The organism is Vandammella animalimorsus, from assembly GCF_002285265.1.
Lineage (GTDB): Bacteria > Pseudomonadota > Gammaproteobacteria > Burkholderiales > Burkholderiaceae_C > Lampropedia.
The window spans coordinates 916,286-940,012 of sequence record NZ_NSJB01000001.1 but is presented as its reverse complement, the minus strand read 5'-3'; the positions used below and the strand labels follow the sequence as shown (position 1 = coordinate 940,012).

Here is a 23,727-nt window from a genome sequence, read left to right as displayed (position 1 = left end):
GTGCGCACAGGACGCGGCGCTGCCGCGCAGACAATGGTTGCAGTCCGCTGGGCTGCGGCTTCAGGGATTGAGGAACACAACAGGGGTTGATGAAGCGGGCCGAGCGCTTGCGGGAGTTTTTATGAATCGCGAATTGTTGATGCTGGTCGATGCGATCTCGCTGGAGAAGAACGTCGAGCGCGACGTGGTGTTTGGCGCCATCGAGCTGGCGCTGGCGCAGGCCACCAAGAAGCTCTACAAGGATGAGGTGGAGATCCGCGTAGCCATCGACCGCGACAGCGGCGACTACGAAACCATGCGCCGCTGGCTGGTCGTGCCCGACGAGGCCGGGCTGCAAAACCCGGAGGCCGAGGAGCTGCTGATGGATGCGCAGGAGCGCGACCCGCAGCTGCAGGTGGGCGACTACATTGAGGAGCAGATCGAGTCCATCCCCATCGGGCGCATCGGCGCCATGGCGGCCAAGCAGGTCATCCTGCAAAAGATCCGCGAGGCCGAGCGCGAGATGCTGCTCAACGAGTTCCTCTCGCACGGGCAGAAGATTTTTTCCGGCACGATCAAGCGCATCGACAAGAGCGGCGACGCCATCGTCGAGAGCGGTCGCATCGAGGCGCGGCTGCGCCGCTCGCAGATGATCCCCAAGGAGAACCTGCGCAGCGGCGACCGCGTGCGCGCCATGATCATGGAGGTCAACCCCGAGCTGCGCGGCCCGGCCATCCAGCTCTCGCGCTCGGCGCCAGAGTTCATGGTCGAGCTGTTTCGCAACGAAGTGCCCGAGATCGGCCAGGGCGTGGTGGAGATCAAGTCCTGCGCGCGCGATGCGGGCTCTCGCGCCAAGATCGCCGTGGTCTCGCACGACCATCCGCGCGTCGATCCCATCGGCACCACGGTGGGCATGCGCGCCAGCCGCGTCAATGCCGTGACCAATGAGCTGGCTGGCGAGAAGATCGACGTGGTGCTCTGGTCCGAGGATCCGGCCGAGTTCGTCATCGGCGCGCTCTCGCCCGCGCAGGTGCAGTCCATCTACGTGGACGAGGAGACCCACGCCATGGACGTGGTGGTGGACGAGGAAAACCTGGCCAACGCCATTGGCCGCGGCGGGCAGAACGTGCGCCTGGCCTCGGACCTGACGGGCTGGAAGATCAACATCATGGATCCGAACGAGTCGGCCGAGAAACAGGCCAACGAGGACAGCCAGATCCGCGCGCTGTTCATGAGCAAGCTCGACGTGGACCAGGACATCGCCGACACGCTGATTGCCGAAGGCTTCACCACGCTGGAAGAAGTGGCCTACGTGCCGCTGCAGGAAATGCTGGAGATCGAGGACTTTGACGAGGACACGGTCAACGAGCTGCGCGCGCGCGCCAAGGATGCGCTGCTGACGCAGGAAATCGCGCGCGAGCAAAGCGTCTCGCAGGTGGCGCAGGACTTGCGCGAATTGCCCGGCCTGGACAGCGAGCTGCTGGCCAAGCTGGCCGAGAACCAGATCCTCAGCCGCGACGACCTGGCCGATCTGGCCACCGATGAGCTGGTGGAAATCAGCGGCCTGGAGCCCGAGGCCGCCACGGCGCTGATCATGCAGGCGCGTGCCCACTGGTTCAACAACGACGATGAACAAGCCCAGCAGGCGTGAAGATCACGGAGGACAAAAGCAGTTTTATGTCGACCAACACCGTTACCGAATTCGCCGCTGAGATCAAGCAGACCCCCGAAGCCGTGCTGCAGCACCTCAAGGAGGCTGGCGTACAGAAAACCTCGGTGGATGACCCCATCAGCGAGGGCGACAAGCAGCAGTACCTGGCGCATCTGCAAAGCGTCACCGGCCATGCCGAGGGCGAGCGCAAGAAGATCACGCTGACCAAGCGCTCGACCAGCGCCATCAAGCAGTCCGATGCCACCGGCAAGGCGCGCACCATCAACGTGGTCACGCGCAAGAAGCGCACCTTCGTCAAGCGCGACGAAGTGGCAGAAGCCGCCGCCGCTCCCGCTGCCGCAACGGCGGCCACTGCGGCAGCGCCAGCGGCCGATGCCCCGGCGGCTGCGCCTGCGCAGCCCGATGCCGAGCTGCTGCGCCGCGAAGAGCAGGCGCGCCGCGAGGCCGAGCAACTGCGCGAGGAAGAGCAGGCCCTGGCGCGTGAGCGCGCCGCCCGCGAAGAGCGCGAGCGCAAGGAGCGCGAAGCCGAAGAGCGCGCCGCCGCCTACGCCCGCCAGGAATCCGAGAAGAAAGCCCGCGCCGCTGCCGAGAAGGAGCAGGCCCTGCAGGAGCAAAAGCTCGAAGCCGAGCAGCGCGCCAAGGAGCAGCAGGAGCAGCGCCGCAAGGCCGAGGAAGAATCGCAGCAGCGCGCCGCCGAAGAGGCGCGCCGCGCCAAGGATCTGGAAGAGCGCCGCCGCAAGGCCCAGGCCGAGGCCGAGGCCATCCGCGCCATGATGTCCGCGCCGCGCAAGGTGCTGGTGGCCAAGAAGCCCGAGGAAGCCGCAGCCCCTGGGGCCGAGGCGAAAAAGGGCACGCTGACCAAGCCCGACACCGGCGACAAGAAGAAAACCACTGGCACGGGCGCCGCTGGCGCTGGCCGCAAGGTCAAGGAAATCAAGTCCTCGGATCTGTCCTCCAGCTGGGCTTCTGAAGACGGCCGCCGCAAGGAAATCAAGACCCGGGGCGACGCCACCGGCGGCGTGGGCCGCGGCGGCGCCAGCGGCTGGAAGGCTGGCGGCAAGTCCGCCAAAGGCAAGCGCGACAGCCGCGATGCGCGCGATCGCCGCGCCGAGCCGGTGCAGCAGGAGTTCCGCGTGCTGGACGTGCACGTGCCCGAGACCATCACCGTGGCCGAGCTGGCGCACAAGATGGCCATCAAGGCCTCCGAGGTCATCAAGGCGCTGATGAAGATGGGCCAGATGGTCACCATCAACCAGCCGCTGGATCAGGACACGGCCATGATCGTGGTCGAGGAAATGGGCCACCGCGCCGTGCAGGCCCAGCTCGACGACCCCGAGGCCTTCACCGAAGACGAAGCCAGCCAATACCAGGCCGAGCTGCACCCGCGCGCGCCCGTGGTCACCGTCATGGGCCACGTGGACCACGGCAAGACCTCGCTGCTGGACTACATCCGCCGCACCAAGGTTGCCTCTGGCGAGGCGGGCGGCATCACGCAGCACATCGGCGCCTACCACGTCGAGACGCCGCGCGGCATCGTCTCCTTCCTGGATACGCCGGGCCACGAAGCGTTTACCGCCATGCGCGCCCGCGGCGCGCAGGCCACCGACATCGTCATCCTGGTCGTGGCCGCCGATGATGGCGTGATGCCCCAGACCAAGGAGGCCATCAAGCACGCCCGCGCCGCCAAGGTGCCCATCGTCGTGGCCATCACCAAGGCCGACAAGCCCGAGGCCAACCCCGAGAAGGTCAAGAACGAACTCGTGGCCGAGGAGGTCGTGCCCGAGGAATACGGCGGCGATTCGCCCTTCATTGCCGTGTCCTCCAAGACCGGCATGGGCATCGACGAGCTGCTGGAAAACGTGCTGTTGCAGGCCGAGGTGCTGGAGCTCAAGGCCCCGGTCGAGGCCATGGCCAAGGGCCTGGTGATCGAGGCCCAGCTCGACAAGGGTCGCGGCCCCGTGGCCACGGTGCTGGTGCAGTCGGGCACGCTCAAGGTGGGCGACGTGGTGCTGGCCGGCCAGACCTATGGCCGCGTGCGCGCCATGCTGGACGAGGCTGGCGCGCGCGTGCAAAGCGCAGGCCCCTCGATCCCGGTGGAAATCCAGGGCCTGACCGAAGTGCCGCTGGCCGGCGACGATTTCATGGTCATGAGCGACGAGCGCCGCGCGCGCGAAATCGCCACTTATCGCGCGGGCAAGTTCCGCAACACCAAGCTGGCCAAGCAGCAGGCGGCCAAGCTGGAGAACATGTTTGCCGACATGACCGCCGGCGAGGTCAAGACCCTGCCCATCCTCATCAAGGCCGACGTGCAAGGCTCGCAGGAGGCGCTGTCGCAGTCGCTGCTCAAGCTCAGCACCGACGAAGTCAAGGTGCAGGTGGTGTACTCCGGCGTGGGCGGCATCAGCGAAAGCGATGTGAACCTGGCCATTGCCTCGGGCGGCATCGTCATCGGCTTCAACGTGCGCGCCGATGCTGGCGCGCGCAAGCTGGCCGAGACCAACGATGTGGACATCCGCTACTACAACATCATCTACGACGCCGTGGACGAGCTGAAGGCGGCCATGAGCGGCATGCTGGCGCCCGAGCAGCGCGAGGAAGTCACCGGCACGGCCGAGATCCGCACCGTGTTCGTGGCCTCCAAGATCGGCACCGTGGCCGGCTCCTACATCACCAGCGGCTTCGTCACCCGCAGCTCGCACTTCCGCCTGCTGCGCGACAACGTGGTGGTTTACACCGGCGAGATCGAATCGCTGCGCCGCATCAAGGAAGACGTTAAGGAAGTGCGCGAGGGCTTCGAGTGCGGTATCAAGCTGCGCAACTACAACGACATCAAGGAAGGCGACCAGCTCGAATTCTTTGACATCAAGGAGATTGCGCGCACGCTGTGATGCCCGCGCCAGTGCTCATGCGAAAACAAGCATCCCGACCCAACCGCGGCTACCGCGTGGCCGACCAGATCCAGCGCGATCTGGCCGAGCTGATTGCGCGCGAGCTCAAGGACCCGCGCGTGGGCATGGTCACCATCCAAAGCGTGGAAGTCACGCCCGACTACGCCCATGCCAAAGTCTATGTCAGCCTGCTGGTGGGCGACCCGGAGGAATCCGTGGCCGCCCTCAACCAGGCGGCGGGCTTCTTGCGCAATGGCCTGTTCAAGCGCCTGCACATCCACACCGTGCCCACGCTGCACTTCATCTTCGACCGCACGCCCGAGCGCGCGGCCGATATGAACGCCTTGATCGCCAAGGCGGTCGAATCGCGCGGCAAGGAAGAAGGCCCCACCGAATGACCGCGCCGCCATCCCGTGCCAGGGTGCAGCGCCGCCCTGTACACGGGGTGTTGCTGCTCGATAAGCCGCTGGGCCTGTCCAGCAACCAGGCTTTGCAAAAAGCCAAATGGTTGCTGCGCGCCGAAAAAGCCGGCCACACCGGCACCCTCGACCCGCTGGCCAGCGGCGTGCTGCCGCTGTGCTTTGGCGCGGCCACCAAGTTCAGCCAGCTGCAACTCGACGCCGACAAAACCTACGAAACCATCGTGCGCCTGGGCGTGAACACCCGCACCGCCGATGCCGAAGGCGAGGTGCTGCAGCAACGCCCCGTGAGCTGCACCGCAGGGCATGTGGTGCAAACGCTGGACGACTTCACCGGCCCCATCCGCCAGGTGCCGCCCATGCACAGCGCGCTGAAAAAAGACGGCAAGGCGCTGTACGAATACGCCCGCGAGGGCCAAAGCGTGGAGCGCGAAGCCCGCGCAGTCACCATCCACGACCTGGAGCTGCTGGACTTCGCCCTGACGGGCGAGGGCGCTCATCCCTACCCCTACCTGCATTTGCGCGTGCAATGCAGCAAGGGCACCTACATCCGCACCCTGGGCGAAGACATTGGCAATGCCCTGGGCTGCGGCGGCCACCTCACCATGCTGCGCCGCGTGGCCACTGGCGGCCTGCACGTGCAGGATGCCATCACGCTGGAGCAGCTCGAAGCCCTGCCCGAAGAGCAACGCCTGCAAGCCCTGCACCCCGTTGAGACTCTGCTGCACGGTTGGCCGCAGATCACCCTGGGCCATGACGACGCCGGCCGATTCTTGAGCGGCATGCGCCGCCGCGGCCCCTGGCCCGACGCGCCGCAGGTGGCCGTGTTTGGCGCGCAACCCCGCGCCCTGCTGGGCACGGCGCAAGTCAAGGCGGGGGAGTTGATTGCGATGCGTTTGCTCAGCCCGGTGGAAATCGCGCAAGTGCTGGTGCAACAAGGAGGTCACGATGCGGTTTGAAGGTGTTGTTTCCCGTTGGAACGATGAACGGGGCTTTGGCTTTCTCAAGGCTTTTGGCAACGATGATGCAGAAGTCTTCGTGCACATCTCCGAGTTCCCGAAGGGCGGGCGGCGGCCAGCGGTGGGCGAGCGTGTGTTGTTTGAGGTAGTGACTGACGAAAAAGGCAAAAAGAAGGCCAAAAACCTGTTTTGTCCGGATAGACCCAAGACTGGATCTGACAAAGCGGACAAGCAGCTTCATGCACGAAGAAGGCGCTTAAAAGCCAGAAAACCAACATCTTGGCTTGGAAGCGTGTTTGGGGTTGTGCTGCTGGTGATTGGCGCTGCTGTGGCTTACCCGTATGTGAAGAAAGAATGGAGCGAAAGGCAGCATCGGCAAGAACTGAGCCAGATGTCGAACGGTACACCTGTAGCCCCTGTGCAAGCCATTTCGTCCGTCTATCGGTGCGATGGCCGCACACATTGTTCGCAGATGACCTCGTGTGAAGAGGCCAAATTTTTTATCAACAACTGCCCGGGCACAAAGATGGACAGTGACAACGACGGCGTTCCCTGCGAATCGCAATGGTGCAGTGGTGGCCGGTAACGCTTTGGATATGTTTTGTTGAAGGTTAAGCCCATGACCCAACTTTGCGCCCTCCAGGCCGACATCACCACCCTGGCCGTGGATGCCATCGTCAACGCGGCCAACCACAGCCTGCTGGGCGGCGGCGGGGTGGATGGGGCGATTCATCGCGCCGCTGGCCCCGAGCTGTTGGCCCAATGCCGCCTGCTGGGAGGCTGCGCCACGGGGCAGGCCAAGATCACGGCGGCTTATCGCCTGCCCAGCCGCTATGTCATCCACACCGTCGGCCCCGTCTGGCACGGTGGCGCGCAGGGCGAGGCGGATTTGCTGCGCGCCTGCTATGTGAACAGCCTGGATCTGGCCGTGCAGCACGGCCTCAAGACCCTGGCATTTCCCTGCATTAGCACGGGCGTGTATGGCTATCCGCCCGAGCTGGCCGCGCCCGTGGCCGTGGCGGCTGTGCAAAGCCATCCCGATCTGGCGCGGCTGGAGCAAGTGCTGTTTTGCTGCTTCGGCCCGGCCGATCTGGCCCTGTACCAATCCTTGCTGGGCGCGCCCTGAAAAGCTTTTCAGAAGCCCAGAAGCCGCGCCCTGCCGATCCATTTTCAAATCAGTCTTTTGACAAACCCTGTATGACCAAAGAAATCCGCAACATCGCCATCATCGCCCACGTGGACCACGGCAAGACCACCATGGTGGACCAGCTTTTGCGCCAGTCGGGCACCTTCGCCGACCATGAAAAAGTCGTGGACACGGTGATGGACAGCCACGCCATCGAGCGCGAGCGCGGCATCACCATCCTGGCCAAGAACTGCGCCGTGAACTGGCAGGGCACGCACATCAACATCCTGGACACGCCCGGCCACGCGGACTTTGGTGGCGAGGTTGAGCGCGCGCTGTCCATGGTCGATGGCGTGGTGCTGCTGATCGACGCTCAGGAAGGCCCCATGCCGCAAACGCGCTTCGTGACGAAAAAGGCGCTGGCCCTGGGGCTCAAACCCATCGTCGTGGTCAACAAGGTGGACAAGCCCGGCGCCAACCCGGACAAGGTCATCAACGCCGCGTTCGATTTGTTCGACAAGCTCGGCGCCACCGACGAGCAGCTGGACTTCCCCGTGGTGTACGCCAGCGGCATCAACGGCTGGGCCAGCCTGGAGGAGGGCGAGCCGGGCGAAAAATGGGGCGAGAACATGGCCCCGCTGTTCGACACCATCCTCAAGCACGTGCCCTCCGTGCAGGGCGATGCCAGCGCGCCGCTGCAACTGCAAATCTCCGCGCTGGACTACTCCACCTTCGTGGGCCGCATCGGCGTGGGCCGCATCACCCAGGGCACGCTCAAGCCCGGCCAGGACGTGCTGGTGGCGCGCGGCCCCGATGGCGAAACCTACAAAGGTCGCGTCAACCAGGTGCTGACCTTCCAGGGGCTGGACCGCGTGCAGGCCAGCGAGGCCGGCCCCAGCGAAATCGTGCTGGTCAACGGCATTGAGAACATCGGCATCGGCGAGACGATTACCGACATCGCCAAGCCCCAGCCGCTGCCCATGCTTAAGATCGACGAGCCCACGCTGACCATGAACTTCTGCGTCAACACCAGCCCGCTGGCCGGGCGCGAGGGCAAGTACGTCACCAGCCGCCAGATCTGGGACCGGCTGCAAAAAGAGCTGCGCTCCAACGTCGCGCTGCGCGTGAAGGAAACGGGCGAGGACGGCGTGTTCGAAGTCTCCGGCCGCGGCGAGCTGCACCTGACCATCCTGCTTGAAGAAATGCGCCGCGAAGGCTATGAGCTGGCCGTCTCCAAGCCGCGCGTGGTGTTCCGCGAGATCGACGGGCAGCAATGCGAGCCTTACGAGCTGGTCACCGCCGACATCGAGGAAGGCCACCAGGGCGGCGTCATGCAGGCGCTGGGCGAGCGCAAGGGCGAGCTGGTGAACATGGAGCCCGACGGGCGCGGCCGCGTGCGGCTGGAATACCGCATCCCCGCGCGCGGGCTGATCGGCTTTGCCAACGAATTCCTCAACCTCACGCGCGGCAGCGGCCTGATCTCCAACATCTTCGATGGTTACGAGCCCTACGCCGGCGAGATCGGCGGGCGCAAGAACGGCGTGCTCATCAGCATGGACGACGGCGAAATCATCACCTACGCGCTGGGCAAGCTCGACGACCGCGGCCGCATGTTCGTCAAGGCCGGCGACCCGGTCTACGAGGGCATGATCGTAGGCATCCACAGCCGCGACAACGACCTGGTGGTCAACGCCACGCGCACCAAGCAACTGACCAACTTCCGCGTCAGCGGCAAGGAAGACGCCATCAAGATCACCCCGCCCATCGAGCTGACGCTGGAATACGCGGTGGAATTCATCGACGACGACGAACTGGTGGAAATCACCCCCAGCTCCATCCGCCTGCGCAAGCGCTTCCTCAAGGAACACGAGCGCAAGCGCGCCAAGAATGCGGCGCTGGCGTGAGGGTTTTCACTGCCGATCAGTCGTAGAAACGGGGGGATTCCCCCGTTTTTTTGTGCCTAAAATTACCATTCGATATAAATAGTTTCTTTTTGTTGCGTGAAATTTTCCGATTTGCCACCCTATGCCCGCTGGATCTGGGCCAAAAGTGGGGAGCCTTCTGGTCACGGTCTGCTGGCGCATATGCTGGATGTGGCCGCCGTGGCCGAAGCGATGCTGGTACGTGAGCCAGTACGCACGCTGGATTGGGCGGCAGCGGTATTCGGCCTGCCTCGTCAGCACTGCGCACGGTGGTTGGCCGCCTTGGCGGGTCTGCATGATTTTGGCAAGGCGATGGCGGGCTTTCAGGCCAAGTGGCCGCAAGGCATGGCCGCCGATCAGGCCAATGGCCTGTCCTTTCCCCAGCATGCCTGCGGCGTGACCGAACATTCCCGCGCCACTGCCGCCTTGCTGCGCAAGCTCCTGTCCGATGCCGTGGATGCCGAGCGTGCTTGGCTGCGGCATGCGCTGCAAGCCATCAGCGCCCATCACGGTTTTCATTTCACGCCCGTAGAGATTCATGACGCACGTCCCAAGGGGGAGCCGAGCGCATGGGCGCAGGCGCGGCAGGTCATTTTCGATGCCTATTGGCAGACGTTGGCACCGCAGGGCGCGCCCATTGCGGATGAAATCCCATTGCCTGCCGTGAACTGGCTGGCGGGCCTGACCAGCATGGCCGATTGGATTGCTTCCAATCCCGAGTGGTTTGCACTTGGCGAGCGACACGATGATCTGGATAGCTACTACGCCCATGCACGCACGCTGGCAGACACGGCATTGCGGCATATCCACTGGAACACGGCGCGCAGATTGCTGGAAACACCAACAGATCTGAATGCCTTGCTCTCGCGCGTGACCGGACGGCCGGGCTTGCAGGCGCGGCCACTTCAGCAGGCGGGTGATGCTTTGTTGCGCGACGTGCAAGGCCCGGCCTTGTTGCTGGTGGAGGCGCCGATGGGCGAGGGCAAAACCGAGTTGGCTTTTCTGGCCCACCTGCACCTGCAAGCGGCCAATGACCATCGCGGTCTGTATGTGGCCTTGCCTACCCAGGCCACCGGCAACGCCTTGTTCTCGCGCGCGCTGACTTTTCTGGAGGCGTTTGACGTAGATCCCACCGAGGTGCAGCTCATCCATGGCAGCGCCTGGATGAACGAGGAGGCAGCGCGTCTGCGCACGATCCGTTTGCGCAGCATCAATCAGGATGCAGGCGAAACATTGGAAGCCGCCACTTGGTTCTCCCAGCGCCGTCGCCCGCTGCTCTCAGCTTACGGGGTGGGCACCATCGATCAGGCATTGTTTGCGGCGCTCAACGTCAAACATCATTTCGTGCGCCTGTGGGGGCTGGGCAACCGGGTCGTGGTGCTGGATGAAGTGCATGCCTACGATACCTATACCTCCGGCCTCATCGCCAGCCTGTTGCAATGGCTCAAGGCCTTGGGTAGCTCGGTGGTGCTGATGAGCGCCACCTTGCCCCGTGCGCGCCGGGATGAGTTGCTGGCCGCCTGGGGCGCTGTGCCTGATGCCTTGCCGGCACTGGCCTACCCGCGCGTGCTGCTGGCCGATGCACAAGGGGTGCAGGGCGCATCGTTTGTGGCGCGCGAGCTGCCGCCAATCACCCTGAAGCCGCTTGCAGAAGACTTGACGTGCATGGCCAACCAGGCCCTGGCCTTGCTCGAAGGCGGCGGCTGCGGTGCGATCATCGTCAATACCGTGGATCGCGCCCAGCAGCTTTATCTGTTGCTGCGCGAGCGCCTGTCAGCGGATATCAGGCTGTTGTTGTTCCATGCGCGATATCCGCTGGACGAGCGCGCTGAGCGCGAGCGGCAGGTGCTGACGCATTTCGGGCCGCAGGGCGAGCGCCCCGAGAAGGCTTTGTTGATCGCCACCCAAGTTGCAGAGCAATCGCTGGATCTGGATTTTGATTTCATGCTCAGCGATCTGGCTCCGGTTGACTTGTTGCTGCAGCGTGCCGGCCGCCTGCATCGTCACCAGCGTCCCCGGCCAGCCTTGCATCGCACCCCTTGTCTTTGGGTGGCGGGATTGCAGCCGGCGTTTCCTGACCTGAAGACCACGGCCTGGCAGTTCGTTTACGACACCTACATCCTCGGGCGCACCTGGGCCTTGTTGCAGTGTGAGAGCACGCTCACCCTGCCCGGTGACATCGATCGGCTGGTACAAGCCGTGTATGGCGATCAGCCATTGCCTGCCGCACTGGATGCGCAGGTGCAAAACGCTATTGAAATCACCGCCTATGGTGAATACCGGGCCAAAGTGAACAAGGAGCGGCAGGAGGCGCGCAATGTCGCCATCGATCCTGCAAGCGAGCCACAGAGCGCTTATATCGACAAACCCCGTGGCAACGACGACAGCGACTTGCTGGGCTTGCGCAACGTCACCCGCCTGGGGCGCGAGGGCATCACTCTGATACCGGTGGAAGTAACTGAGGATGGCTGGCGCGTGCTGGGCATGGATATCGACCCCGTCCAGCCGCTTGATGAACGCACTGCCCGGCATCTGTACGCCCGCCAACTGCGCCTCTCGCGCAAGGCCGTGGTCAAGCACTTCCAAGGTGTGGAAAAACCGGCGACGTTTGCCGAGCACCCCTGGTTGCGCCACTGCCACTTATTGCCGCTGACCCAAGGACGCTATGCCCAGCCCGGTATCCATTTGCGGCTGGATCTTGAGCTGGGGCTGATTTACGAAAAAGATCCATCCACTGGGGGTGATGAATGAGCAAGGATTTCAACCTATTGGACGAGCCTTGGCTGCCAGTCCGGCTGGCCGATGGACGCATCGAAATGCTGGGGCTGCTGGAAGTGTTTAGCCGCAGCGCTGAAATCACGGCTTTGGCAGAAACCGCGCCCCCCAGTCTGGTGGCGCAATACCGGCTGCTGCTGGCCATTCTGCATCGGGCACTGAAACATGCTTATCCGCAGGGCTGGAAGGACAAAGACCGTGCACACTGGTGGCGTGATGGCTTTCCTATCGAAGTCGTGAACGCCTACCTGGAGCACTGGCGTGAACGCTTCTGGCTGTTCCATCCAGAGCACCCGTTCATGCAGGTGGCGGCACTGGCATCTTGTACAGAGACACAAACACTCTATCCTCCTAATACGATTTCTCTTGAGCAGTTCTACGGGTCAGAAATATTCAATCAGGATGTATATAAGTGTGATTCTTGGCATCCGGGATATGTCATCAAATCCATGCTGGGATACTTTCAGTTCGTGCCGGGTGGTTTTTTCCCAGGAAAGAAATTAAAGGAATCAGAAAAGTCAGGTGCTTTAGCAAATACAGCAGCAATTATTCCAGCTGGTGGAAATTTGGCGCAAACACTCCTGTTGTCGCTACATAAGTGGACTTCCTATGAAGATCTTCCCGCATGGGAGAGGGCTGCACCAACCTTGCCTGAGTTGCGTGGTGCGCCTGTGCTGGCGACCGGCCCTAATGACCGCTATACCCGGCAGAGCCGGGCCGTGCTTTTACGGCGTGAAGCCGATGGGCGTGTGAGATGGCTGCATTTCGCCGCCGGGCTTGCACTGGAGGAAGACAGCAACGCCCCCGATCCGATGGTCAGCTTTCATACTGACACCGAAGGAAATTTGGTTCAGATAAGCTTTATGGAAGGGCGTGCGTTTTGGCGTGATTTGCCGGTTCTGGTACCCAACCCCCAGAAGAAAAACAGCCAGCCCGCCGCCGTATTGAACCATGCTATGGCGCTGCATGCTGAGCTTGAGTTCGACCAAGTGTATCAACCCTTGTTGGTGGCAGGACTGGCTAGCAATAAAGCCAAGCTTTTACGTTGGCGTTTGGAGCGGATTAATTTGCCAATTTCATTAATGAAAAACGCAGATAGGGCGCTTTATTTGTGTGATCTTGTAGAAAAGTCTGAAAAATTATTTGGAGAATTGCATGTATTGGCTGTTGATATGCTGATGTGCGTTATTGAGAGGTCTGATAGGAAAAACCTTCGGGAATCAAAGAATAATGAAAAGAAGGCTTACAAGAGGATGCTTTCTGCTCTGGATGCCATGCCATTCGCAGCTAGTTATTTTGCATATGTCGAACATGCACTTCCACATGCATTGGAATTATTGACCAAGGGAGAGTTTTCCGAGGTAACAGCCTATTGGGATGACGTCCTAAGGAAAGCCGCGACAATTTCCTGGGAGCAAGTATTTATTGGACTTGGTTGCTCAATCATTGCCTTGCGAGTGGAGGCTCGTCTCTACCCCGGTTTTCATACTCTTTTGAACAAGCATCTCAAAAAACCAGAATCCAACCCCGTTTACAAGGAGGCCGCCGCATGAGTGAGCATGCACGGACATTCATCACCTATCTGCAATCTTTGCAGGAGAAGCAAGATCTGGGCGCACTGGCCGAGTTGCGGCGCAGCTTGGCCTTCGATCCTGGCAGCTATCCGCGCGCGTTCCCCTGCGTGGAGCGCTTTGTGGCCAAAGAGATGCATGAGCGGGATGCGCGCCGCTTGGCCTTGTATGTCGTGGCTGGGTTGTTTGCCACACACCCGCAGGTCAGCGAACACAGCTTTGCCGCCGCTTTCGGCCGCTTGGCGCAGCTGCGCAAGGCATCGACGGAGCATGAATACAGCCGCAGTATCGAGCAACGCTTTATCGCGCTGCTTGAGGCGGATGCCGAGACCCTCCAAACCCATTTGCGCCATGCCATCAGCTTGCTGAAGACTTCGGAGATCGGGCTGAACTACGCCCGGCTGCTGGATGACGCCGCGCTTTGGATGAACCCCCGGCTTGATGTGGATCGCTTGCGCCAGCGCTGGGCGCGCGACTTCTACCGTGCGGCCCAAGCCCAGGCCGAAAACCCGAATGAAAACCCTGAAGGAGATGTGCAATGAGCCTGTTTCTCGAGTTTCACCTGATCCAGAACTTCGCCCCGTCCAACCTCAATCGCGACGATACCGGCGCGCCGAAAGATGCCATTTTTGGCGGTCAGCGTCGGGCACGGGTCAGCAGCCAGTGCTTTAAGCGATCCATTCGCATGACGACCGCTGCGCATGATTTGCTGCCACAGGAATACCGCGGCATCCGCACCAAGAAGCTGAAAAGCCTGCTGCTTGAAAAACTCCCCGGTCGCGATGCCGCCGAGGCCGAGGAAAAAATCAAGGTGGCCTTGGGCGCAGCTGGCCTGAAGCTCAAGGACGATGGCAAGACCGAGTACCTGTTGTTTCTCGGCCAGAACGAAGTGAGTGCCTTGGCGGCGCTGATTGAGCAGCATTGGGACGCGTTGACTGCCAGTGGCGACAAAAAGAGCAAAAAAGACGCCAAGGCCAGCCTTCCCGCTGAGATCGTCAAAACGGCCAAGGCACTGCTGGATGGCGGCAAGGCCGTGGATGTGGCCTTGTTTGGCCGCATGCTGGCCGATCTGCCGGCGGTCAATCAGGATGCGGCTTGCCAGGTGGCGCATGCCATCAGCACCCACCGCGTCGAGCGTGAATTCGACTACTTCACGGCTGTGGATGACTGTGGCGATGAGGACGAAACCGGTGCGGGCATGATCGGGCAGGTTGAATTCAACTCCGCCACCTTCTATCGCTATGCGGTATTGGATGCCAACAAGCTGCTTGCCAATCTGCAAAACGACCGCGAGCTGGCATTGTCGGTGGTGGAAGCTTTTACCCAGGCGCTAGGGCGCGCCATTCCCAGTGGCAAACAAAACAGCTTTGCCGCGCACAATCCGCCCGAATTCATCGGCGTGAGCCTGCGCCATACAACACCATTGAATCTGGCCAATGCGTTTGAGCAGGCCGTGCGCCCCCAGGCTGATACTCCGCTGACCGCCGCATCCGTGGCTGCCCTGTCGAACTACGAAGACAAGCTCGCTACGGTGTATGCCGCGCCGCAGGATCAGTGGCTGTATCTGGACCTGACCGGACACTGGCCGCAAGAAAAGGGCGAGGCGCAAACGTCCCTGACCGCACTGGCGCAGCGTGTGCGTGAGCTGGTCGCAACCCGGCTGGAGGCGTGAGCATGGCGACCTTGCTGCTGCGGCTGCAAGGCCCGATGCAGTCCTGGGGCACGACCAGCCGCTTTGACGAGCGCGACACGCAACTGGAGCCGTCCAAGTCTGGCGTGCTCGGGCTGGTTTGCGCGGCCATGGGGCGTGACCGCAACGAGCCTATTGATGACTTGGCCGCCTTGCGCATGGGCGTGCGCGTGGATCGCGAAGGTGTGCCGATGCGCGATTACCAAACAGCCACCGGCGTGTTGCTGGCCACAGGCAAAGTGGACATGGGGCGTACTGTAGTCAGCCCACGCTATTACCTGTCCGATGCCGTATTTCTGGTGGGTCTGGAGGGCGATCGCGCCTTGCTGGAAACCATTCACCTCGCATTGCGCCAGCCAGTTTGGCCATTGGCCCTGGGGCGCAAGAGCTTTGTGCCATCGGTGCCTGTGCATATTCCCGACGGCCTGGTGGAGTCTGATCTGGTGCAGGCATTGCGCGACTGGCCCAGCCTACTGACAGGCGAAGCGCCGCCCGAACCCCGGCGTCTGCTGCTGGAAGATGCGGCGGAAGGCGCGGTGCGCCTTGATCAGCCGATTGCGCCATTCTCCGAACGGCGCTTCGGCCCGCGCTTTGTGAAATCCCTGATGTTGTCTGTAGGAGGGCCGCATGTACCTGACCCGGCTATTGCTTGACACCCGCAGTGCCCAGGTGCGTCGTGATTTGGGCAACCCCTACGAGCTGCACCGCACCCTGGTGCGCGCCTTCGCGCAGAGTGATGCGCAAGACGTGCCGCGCTTTCTCTGGCGTGTGGAGCCGCAAGCGGCATGGAACAGTTCACCTGTCGTACTGGTGCAGTCTGAGCACAGCGCCGACTGGAGCCTGTTGCAAGCCCTGCCGCGCTACCTGAAAGTGCCCCCTGCAAGCAAAGCCTTGTCGCCGGAACGATTGTTTCCTGCCGGGCAGCGCTGCCGCTTTCGCCTGTTCGCCAATCCGACTGTCACACGAGCCGGCAAACGCATCGGGCTGGTGGGGGACGGCGCCCAATTGGCCTGGCTTCAACGGCAGGGGCAATCCCATGGGTTTGCGTTGGAAGCAGCCATCGTCACCCACAGCGAGGTTTTGAAACCCCGCAAGCAAGCGGCGGTACTCAGCCTGCAACGCGCATGTTACGAGGGTGTTTTGCAGGTCACCGATGCCGATCGGCTCAAAGCCGCCCTGGTTGCCGGCATCGGCCCCGGCAAGGCTTTTGGCTGTGGCCTTTTGAGTCTGGCCCGGATTTGAGCCTTCACCATGCCCAGCCCGCTGCTGCCGCCCCTCAAGCCCCTGCCGATGAAAGACCGCATCTCGATGATCTTCATCCAGTACGGCCAGATCGACGTGCTGGATGGCGCCTTCGTCGTCATCGACAAGAACGGCGTGCGCACTCACATCCCGGTCGGCTCGGTGGCCTGCATCATGCTGGAGCCGGGCACGCGGGTGTCGCATGCCGCCGCGCATCTGGCCGCTGTTGTCGGCACGCTGCTGGTTTGGGTAGGGGAATCCGGCGTGCGCCTGTACGCCAGCGGCCAGCCCGGCGGCGCCCGCGCCGACCGGCTGCTGTACCAAGCCAAGCTGGCACTCGATGATGAGCTGCGCCTGAAAGTGGTGCGCAAAATGTACGAGCTGCGCTTTGGCGAGCCGGCGCCGCAACGCCGCAGCGTGGAGCAATTGCGCGGCATCGAAGGCGCCCGCGTGCGCGAAACCTACAAACTGCTGGCTCGGCAATACGGCGTCAACTGGCGTGCGCGCAATTACGACCAGAAGGATTGGGACGCCGCCGACATCCCCAATCGCTGCCTGTCCGCGGCCACCGCCTGCCTCTATGGCATTACCGAAGCCGCCGTACTGGCAGCCGGCTACGCCCCGGCCGTGGGCTTTATCCACACTGGCAAGCCGCTGTCCTTCGTGTACGACATTGCCGACCTGTTCAAATTTGAAACTGTCGTGCCACTGGCGTTTCGTATCGCCGCCAAATCCCCCGCGCAGCCCGAGCGCGAAGTACGGCTGGCCTGCCGCGACCTGTTTCGCAGCAGCAAGCTGCTCGGTCGCATCATCCCGACCATCGAAGAAGTCCTGGCCGCTGGCGAAATCAGCCCGCCACCAGCCCCGCCCGAAGCCGTGCCGCCTGCCATCCCCAACCCCGAATCGCTGGGCGATGCCGGTCATCGCAGCCAGTAGCGATGGACAAGCGCCATGGCCTTTTTGACCGTCGTCACCGAAAACATCCCGCCTCGCCTGCGCGGCCGCCTGGCAATCTGGCTGTTGGAAGTGCGCGCCGGGGTCTATATCGGTAACGTCTCACGCCGCACCCGGGAAATGATCTGGCAACAACTCGAAGCCGGCCACGAAGATGGCAATGTCGTCATGGCCTGGGCCAGCCCGAACGAATCCGGTTACGAATTCCAGACCCTCGGCCCCAACCGCCGCTTGCCAGTGGAATTTGACGGCCTGCGGCTGGTTGCCTTCCACCCCGAATCCCCTGTTCTTTGACAAGCTGAAAATCGGTAGAATTTCTCGGGTTGATTTTCATTTGTAAGATCAACCAGTTACGCCAAGAGCGTTCCCCGCGCCAGCGGGGATGAACCGGATGCCTTGAAAAACAACAAAACCCTTGTAACGCGTTCCCCGCGCCAGCGGGGATGAACCGATAAGGGCGTCTTTCTCTGCTCACACTCTCTTGCGTTCCCCGCGCCAGCGGGGATGAACCGCCAGTTCTGGCAGTTTCAAAAACGCTGAAGGCGCGTTCCCCGCGCCAGCGGGGATGAACCGACTTCTGGCCTGCCGCAGCCCAGGGCTCGCGCGCGTTCCCCGCGCCAGCGGGGATGAACCGACCGACGCCGAGAAGGTGGCGTACCTGCAGCAGCGTTCCCCGCGCCAGCGGGGATGAACCGCCTCAAAACGTTTAAACATCTGGTAGGCTTGGGCGTTCCCCGCGCCAGCGGGGATGAACCGCAAGGGGGGCAGGCAGCGCCCGCATTCGAGGGTGCGTTCCCCGCGCCAGCGGGGATGAACCGCTGTTTTAATCCCACTTCGCAGTTTTGCGGCCGCGTTCCCCGCGCCAGCGGGGATGAACCGTCCATCAGTACGTCGGGCTGGATGTGCAGCGTGCGTTCCCCGCGCCAGCGGGGATGAACCGTCAATACTGCCCCGGCGCAAATGCCGATGATGGCGTTCCCCGCGCCAGCGGGGATGAACCGTAGTCAATGTGAAAGCCTTCGCCGAGGGCTGCGCGTTCCCCGCGCCAGCGGGGATGAACCGAGCGTAAAGCCTCTGTAAAGGCCCGTTAATGTGCGTTCCCCGCGCCAGCGGGGATGAACCGGGCTTGGTGGAGAGCGCAGGAGGTTTGAAGGTGCGTTCCCCGCGCCAGCGGGGATGAACCGCGCAACAGAACCCCTTGACACTACCAACAGTAGCGTTCCCCGCGCCAGCGGGGATGAACCGAAATGAAAAACATTACTTCCCAGGCAAAAGCAGCGTTCCCCGCGCCAGCGGGGATGAACCGGGCTGGCAGTGCGAAGGCGATGCCGTTCTGTGCGCGTTCCCCGCGCCAGCGGGGATGAACCGGCCAGTTCAACGTCTCGGCCAAGGCCGGCACGGCGTTCCCCGCGCCAGCGGGGATGAACCGCACAGGCTTGCCGTGAATGTCAGACCACTGCACGCGTTCCCCGCGCCAGCGGGGATGAACCGAACAAATCAAGGAATGCCGAGAATTGAATCACGCGTTCCCCGCGCCAGCGGGGATGAACCGAGCTATGAATGGATCAGAGGATGAATATGCAAGCGTTCCCCGCGCCAGCGGGGATGAACCGCCCGCCGAATCCTGGCCGAACTTGGCCAGCTGGCGTTCCCCGCGCCAGCGGGGATGAACCAGCTGGTTCACTGGACGATACTCTCCATTGACCGCGTTCCCCGCGCCAGCGGGGATGAACCGGCGTTTGGGCGCCTCTCCCTCCGTCGAGGTATGCGTTCCCCGCACCAGCGGGGATGAACCGGGAGTAACGCAGGCTTACACGGAAATCGGCGCGCGTTCCCCGCACCAGCGGGGATGAACCGCACCCTGCCAATAATCGGCTTAACCAAACCTAGCGTTCCCCGCACCAGCGGGGATGAACCGAATGTTGCCTCATAGGCATGCCAGACGTCATAGCGTTCCCCGCACCAGCGGGAATGAACCGGCCGTCAACATGCCCCAGTTTCTGGGCAAATAGCGTTCCCCGCACCAGCGGGGATGAACCGGCGGCGGTGGAGGCTGGCTTTGGCGCCAACGTGCGTTCCCCGCACCAGCGGGGATGAGAACCGTAGCAGACGGCGAGACGGACGAAGCAGGGCTGCCGTTCCCCGCACCAGCGGGGATGAACCGGATGCACAGGCCGGCAAGCTGCGCCTGCCGCTTTCTTCTCTGCATCTGCTCTGGTCAGAGTGTGCCCATCGGGCCGTGCATTGCTGCAGGAAACCAACCGCAGCAGCCCTTTGGCACAATGCCGCGCTGTTGTTTTTGCTGTGGTGTGTCGATGCAATCCCAGATCAAGTTTCGCCTGCGCATTTACCGTGATGAGGTGATTGCCGTGGGCCCGGGCAAGGTGCAGTTGTTGGAGGCCATCGGCGAGGTCGGTTCGATTTCCGCGGCGGCGCGGCGGCTGGGCATGTCGTATCGGCGTGCCTGGTTGCTGGTGGAGGAGCTCAATGGCGCGCTGCACGAGCCGGCGGTGCGCACGGCCACAGGCGGTGCGCATGGCGGCGGTGCGACGCTGACGCCGCTGGGCCTGCAACTGGTGGCGCATTACCGCGCTGCCGAGGCCAAGGCGCGCCGGGCCGCTGAGGCCGAGCTCAAGGGCTTGCTGGACATGCTGGCGCCCTGAGGGCTGCGGAGACCTGTACAAAACACCAGTACATCAATCCCGGCGCATGCTCGGCATGAGGGCGCGCTCGCCTGGGCGCTCTGCGCTGCAGGCCAAGCCATCTCAAGCCACGGGTTTTCAGTGCGCGCTGATGCCGCCAGCGCCGCAAGCGGGCACGGGTGCCGTGAACGGCGCGGATGCCGCGCGTGCAAAACCCGCCTGGGCAGCGGGATGTGCAATCTGGCTTATAAAGCGCGCCATGCCAAATCAACGCTCTTTTTCAGGCTGCCCGCGGGCGGCCGTTGCTGTTTCTTGTCCCTTGCCAGGGCCTGCATTGCCGCGCGGCGCTGGGCCGCTGGGGCTGGCTGGCTGGCGCCATGTGCTGCGCGTGGGCCTGTGCCTGCTGATGCTGGCGGCGCTGTGGCTGCATGGTGCGGCGCAGGCCGACATGGAGGTGCCGCCCACGCAGGCCACGGCCATCGAGGCGGCCCGTAGCACGCTGGAGAATGCCGAGCTGAGCCAGGCCCAGCGCGAGGCGGCCCAGGCCCAGCTGGAGGCCGCCGCCGCGCTGGAGAAAGAGGCCGAGCCGCTGCTCGAACAATTGGCCCAGCTGCAGGAGAAAAGCCGCGAGGCGGCGGCCCCAGCGGTGGCCCCGTTGACGGCGGCCGAGCGCGAGAACCAGTTCAAGCAATGGGCGGCGCGCCTGCCGCAGAGCATGGGCAACGATGCGCTGGAGCACCTGCTGCGCGAGGAGCGCAATGCCAGCAACGCGCTCAAGGCGCGCATCGATGCCTTGGCCGGTGAGCTGACCAACCTCATCTCGCGCCCGGGCCAGCGCCTGAGCCAGATGGCGGCGCTGCGCCAGCGCGCCGATGCCAGCGCGGGCGAGCCCGCCAGCGATGCCAATGAGCCTGCGGCGCTGTTCGAGGCGCGCCGCCTGCGCCGCGCCGCCGAGCATCGGCGCGCGCTGGCCGAGCTGGCGCTGTACGAGGCCGAGCAGGCCACGGCCGAGCTGCGCCAGCGCCAGCTGGAAAACCAATTGCAGGCCCTGCGCCAGGAGCAGGCCCTGCGGGCGCCGCGCATCGAATGGCTCAGCCAGCGCATCAGCGCCAACAGCCTGCAGCGCCTGCAAACTCAGGCGCAGGAGCTGGCCGCCCTGGCCGAAAGCAGCGCCGCGCAGCACGATGGCGCGCTGCACGATCTGGCCCAGCGCAATGCCGAGCTGGCCCAGCAGTTGCTGCAGGGCACGCAGCAACTGGGTGAGGAGCGCCGCACATTGAATGACTACGAGCGCGAGCGCGAGCAAATCGCCACCGCGCTGCGCGACACCCAGGCCCGGCTGCGCCTGGGCAGCAGCAGTGCGGCAACCGGCTATTGGCTGTGGCAGCAGCGCCTGGGCATGCCTTCGCTGCTGGCGCTGACGGCCCAGCGCAAGCAAGTGCAGCAGCGCCTGGCGGAGTTGCGCCTGCAGCTCTACAACGCCACCGAGACGCGCTATGCCGCCATCGAATTGGGCCAGGCCCAGCCCGAAAAACCAGCCCAGGCCGCGCAGGCCGGCAAGGCCGCCGAGGCTGACGGGGCCGATGAAGCCGCCGGGCAGACGGCCGAGCAGGCCGCCGCTGCCCAGGCCGCAGCGGCCGGCAGCGCCTTGCGCAATGCCTGGCAGGCCACGCAGACCGAGCTGATCGACCAGTTCGAGCAGCTGCTGCGCCGCCGCATCACGGTGCTGGAACAGACCGACGGCACTTTGCAGACCCTGCTCACGCGCGGCGATGAGCTGCGCCAGCTGATGGACCGGCAATTGCTGTGGACGCCCAGCCACCCCCGGGTTGGCCAGCAGTGGCTGCACGAGTGGGGCGAGCAGGGCGCCGAGGCCATCGCCCTGACGGCCATGCTGGGCAAGGCGCTGCGCTTCTTGCTGGCCGATCTGTTTGGCGACCCCTTGCCTTACCTGGCCCTGGCGCTGGTGTTGGGCAGCTTGCTGGCGCTGCGCCTGCGCGCGCCCCAGCGCCTGCGCGCCATCAGCGAGCAAATGCGCGATGTCAGCCAGGATCGTTTTTCCCTGACCTTGCAGGCCCTGCTCTGGACGCTGCTGATTGCCCTGCCCGGCGCCGTGGCGCTGTGGGGCGCGGGCACGGCATTGCAGCAAGTCGGCGCACGCCACTTGAGCGATGTCGAAGCCATTGGCCGCACGATGGTCGATGTCTCGCGGCTGCTGCTGCTCACCGGGCTGTGGGGCGCGCTCGTGCAGCCCGGCGGCCTGGCCCAGGCGCACTTTGGCTGGCCCAACGCCCAGATCACCGCCCTGCGGCGGGCGCAGCGCCTGGCCATGGTGCTGATCCTGCCGGCCTCGTTCGCCGCCATGCTGGCCTTGCACCGTGGCGCGGGCAGCATCATCAGCACCTGGGGCCGCCTGGCCCTGGTGGTGCTGGCGCTGGGGCTGATGGTGCTGTCCTGGCGGCTGATGCGCCGCCTGTGGCCGGGCACCTCGGAGCAGGCCGCGCCCTGGCTGCTGCGCCTGCTGGGCTGGCTGCTGCCGGCGGCCTTCGTCGCCATCGCGCTGCTGGCCCTGGGCGGCTACATCTACACCAGCACGGAGATGCTGGGCGCGCTGTTCACCAGCCTGACGGTGGTGCTGGCCGTGCTGGTGGTCGATGGGCTGTTGCGCCGCTGGCTGCTGCTCAGCGAGCGCCGCCTGGAGCAAAAGCGCCTGTTGGAGCAGGCGCTGAGTCAAGGCAGTGCCAGCGTGGTCAACACCGAGTCGGGCGAGGCCCCGCCCGAGGGCGAGGCGGAGCTGACGCTGGTGAGCATCAGCGCGCAAACGCACCGCCTGCTGCGCCTGCTGCGCCTGACGCTGCTGGCCCTGGGCCTGCTGTGGGCCTGGTCCGAAGTGCTGCCCGCGCTGCTGCGCCTGGATGGCGTGCAGCTGTGGGGCAGCAGCGCCACGGGGCCCGATGGCAAGCCCATGCAGGTGCCGGTGACGCTGATGGACGTGCTGCTGGGCGCGCTGCTGCTGCTGCTGACCTTCAGCATGGCGCGCAACCTGCCGGGCCTGCTGGAGCTGGCGCTGAACTCCTCGCGCTTTATCAGCAGCGCCACGCGCTACACCCTGACCACGCTGCTGCGCTACGCCATCACCATTGCCGGCGTGCTGCTGGCCTTCAGCCTGTTTGGCCTGCGCTGGAGCCAGCTGCAGTGGATGGCCGCGGCCCTGACCGTGGGCCTGGGTTTTGGCCTGCAGGAGATCTTTGCCAATTTCGTCTCCGGCCTGATCCTGTTGGTCGAGCGGCCGTTCCGTGTGGGCGACACCGTCACCATCGACAAGGATTTGACCGGCACCGTCACCCGCATCCGCACCCGCGCCACCACGGTGCTCGATTACGACAACCGGGAAATCATCATTCCCAACAAGACCTTCATCACCGGCCAGGTGACCAACTGGACGCTGAGCGACACCGTCACCCGCTTGGTGCTCAACGTCGGCGTGGCCTATGGCAGCGATGCCAAGCAGGTGCGCCAGCTGCTGCTGCGCGCTGCCGACGAGCACCCGAACGTGCTGGCAGAGCCCGCGCCCAATGCCTGGTTCATGGCGCTGGGCGGCAGCACGCTGGACTTCGAGCTGCGCGTGTACGTGGCCACGCTGGGCGAGCGCATGACGGTGCGCAACGACCTGAACCGCCGCATCACCGAGCTGCTGGGCGAGGCCAATATCGAAATCGCCTTCCCGCAGCTGGACGTGCACCTGTGCGATCTGCCGCAGGCGGCGCAGCAGGCCGTGCATGACGCCGTGCAGGAGGCGGCGCAGGAAGCGGCGCAGCAGCAGACGCAGTCGCCTGCTGCAGGCCAAGGGCCTGCGCCCAAGCCAACGGCTTGATGCGTTTGGCAAGA

At 64.0% G+C, this 23,727-nt stretch carries 17 protein-coding genes and 1 CRISPR repeat array; all 17 genes read left to right on the top strand.

Going from position 1 to position 23,727, the window contains the following annotated elements:
• Positions 1 to 121 precede the first annotated feature (121 nt).
• The 17 genes from nusA to CK625_RS03905 all read left to right on the top strand — a co-directional run bounded on the left by nusA (position 122) and on the right by CK625_RS03905 (position 23,713).
• Positions 122 to 1,630: a transcription termination factor NusA gene (nusA, locus tag CK625_RS03985; RefSeq protein ID WP_095538906.1), complete on the top strand. Its 1,509-nt coding sequence runs from the start codon at positions 122 to 124 to the stop codon at positions 1,628 to 1,630.
• A gap of 26 nt (positions 1,631 to 1,656) precedes the next feature.
• Positions 1,657 to 4,539: a translation initiation factor IF-2 gene (gene infB, locus CK625_RS03980; RefSeq protein ID WP_095539088.1), complete on the top strand. Its 2,883-nt coding sequence runs from the start codon at positions 1,657 to 1,659 to the stop codon at positions 4,537 to 4,539.
• 17 nt (positions 4,540 to 4,556) lie between these two features.
• Entirely contained in the window at positions 4,557 to 4,937 is a 381-nt protein-coding gene (rbfA, locus tag CK625_RS03975) for a 30S ribosome-binding factor RbfA (RefSeq protein WP_429001290.1), read from the top strand.
• The gene (gene truB / locus CK625_RS03970; RefSeq protein ID WP_095538904.1) at positions 4,934 to 5,917 is read left to right on the top strand and encodes a tRNA pseudouridine(55) synthase TruB; all 984 of its coding nucleotides are present in this window, start codon (positions 4,934 to 4,936) and stop codon (positions 5,915 to 5,917) included. Before rbfA ends, truB begins: the two co-directional genes overlap by 4 nt.
• Positions 5,907 to 6,503 (top strand): excalibur calcium-binding domain-containing protein, encoded by a 597-nt coding sequence (locus CK625_RS03965; RefSeq protein ID WP_095538903.1) that lies wholly within the window; start codon positions 5,907 to 5,909, stop codon positions 6,501 to 6,503. Before truB ends, CK625_RS03965 begins: the two co-directional genes overlap by 11 nt.
• A 33-nt stretch (positions 6,504 to 6,536) precedes the next feature.
• Positions 6,537 to 7,043 (top strand): O-acetyl-ADP-ribose deacetylase, encoded by a 507-nt coding sequence (locus tag CK625_RS03960; protein WP_095538902.1) that lies wholly within the window; start codon positions 6,537 to 6,539, stop codon positions 7,041 to 7,043.
• A gap of 71 nt (positions 7,044 to 7,114) precedes the next feature.
• Positions 7,115 to 8,947, top strand: a complete 1,833-nt coding sequence (gene typA / locus CK625_RS03955; protein WP_095538901.1) for a translational GTPase TypA — start codon at positions 7,115 to 7,117, stop codon at positions 8,945 to 8,947.
• Positions 8,948 to 9,043: 96 nt separating this feature from the next.
• The gene (gene cas3 / locus CK625_RS03950; protein WP_238945486.1) at positions 9,044 to 11,716 is read left to right on the top strand and encodes a CRISPR-associated helicase Cas3'; all 2,673 of its coding nucleotides are present in this window, start codon (positions 9,044 to 9,046) and stop codon (positions 11,714 to 11,716) included.
• A complete protein-coding gene (gene casA / locus CK625_RS03945) occupies positions 11,713 to 13,293 on the top strand; it encodes a type I-E CRISPR-associated protein Cse1/CasA (RefSeq protein WP_095538899.1) in 1,581 nt (526 codons plus the stop codon). Before cas3 ends, casA begins: the two co-directional genes overlap by 4 nt.
• A complete protein-coding gene (gene casB, locus CK625_RS03940) occupies positions 13,290 to 13,853 on the top strand; it encodes a type I-E CRISPR-associated protein Cse2/CasB (protein WP_095538898.1) in 564 nt (187 codons plus the stop codon). The genes casA and casB overlap by 4 nt, the downstream gene beginning before the upstream one ends.
• Positions 13,850 to 14,983, top strand: a complete 1,134-nt coding sequence (gene cas7e / locus CK625_RS03935; protein WP_095538897.1) for a type I-E CRISPR-associated protein Cas7/Cse4/CasC — start codon at positions 13,850 to 13,852, stop codon at positions 14,981 to 14,983. Before casB ends, cas7e begins: the two co-directional genes overlap by 4 nt.
• 2 nt (positions 14,984 to 14,985) lie before the next feature.
• Positions 14,986 to 15,654, top strand: a complete 669-nt coding sequence (gene cas5e / locus CK625_RS03930; protein ID WP_095538896.1) for a type I-E CRISPR-associated protein Cas5/CasD — start codon at positions 14,986 to 14,988, stop codon at positions 15,652 to 15,654.
• On the top strand, positions 15,629 to 16,243 hold the full coding sequence (gene cas6e, locus CK625_RS03925) for a type I-E CRISPR-associated protein Cas6/Cse3/CasE (RefSeq protein WP_095538895.1): 615 nt from the start codon (positions 15,629 to 15,631) through the stop codon (positions 16,241 to 16,243). The genes cas5e and cas6e overlap by 26 nt, the downstream gene beginning before the upstream one ends.
• A 48-nt stretch (positions 16,244 to 16,291) precedes the next feature.
• Complete coding sequence (gene cas1e / locus CK625_RS03920; protein WP_095539087.1) at positions 16,292 to 17,179, top strand: type I-E CRISPR-associated endonuclease Cas1e; 888 nt, start codon at positions 16,292 to 16,294, stop codon at positions 17,177 to 17,179.
• 15 nt (positions 17,180 to 17,194) lie between these two features.
• Positions 17,195 to 17,491 carry a type I-E CRISPR-associated endoribonuclease Cas2e gene (gene cas2e, locus CK625_RS03915; RefSeq protein WP_095538894.1) on the top strand — a complete coding sequence of 99 codons (297 nt, stop codon included), beginning with the start codon at positions 17,195 to 17,197 and terminating at the stop codon, positions 17,489 to 17,491.
• Between the two features lie 67 nt (positions 17,492 to 17,558).
• A CRISPR array of direct repeats spans positions 17,559 to 19,361; the repeat unit is 29 nt; unit sequence GCGTTCCCCGCGCCAGCGGGGATGAACCG.
• Between the two features lie 151 nt (positions 19,362 to 19,512).
• Positions 19,513 to 19,860, top strand: coding sequence for a winged helix-turn-helix domain-containing protein (locus CK625_RS03910; RefSeq protein WP_095538893.1), 348 nt, complete (start codon positions 19,513 to 19,515; stop codon positions 19,858 to 19,860).
• Between the two features lie 298 nt (positions 19,861 to 20,158).
• Positions 20,159 to 23,713 (top strand): mechanosensitive ion channel domain-containing protein, encoded by a 3,555-nt coding sequence (locus CK625_RS03905; protein ID WP_238945484.1) that lies wholly within the window; start codon positions 20,159 to 20,161, stop codon positions 23,711 to 23,713.
• Positions 23,714 to 23,727: the final 14 nt, after the last annotated feature.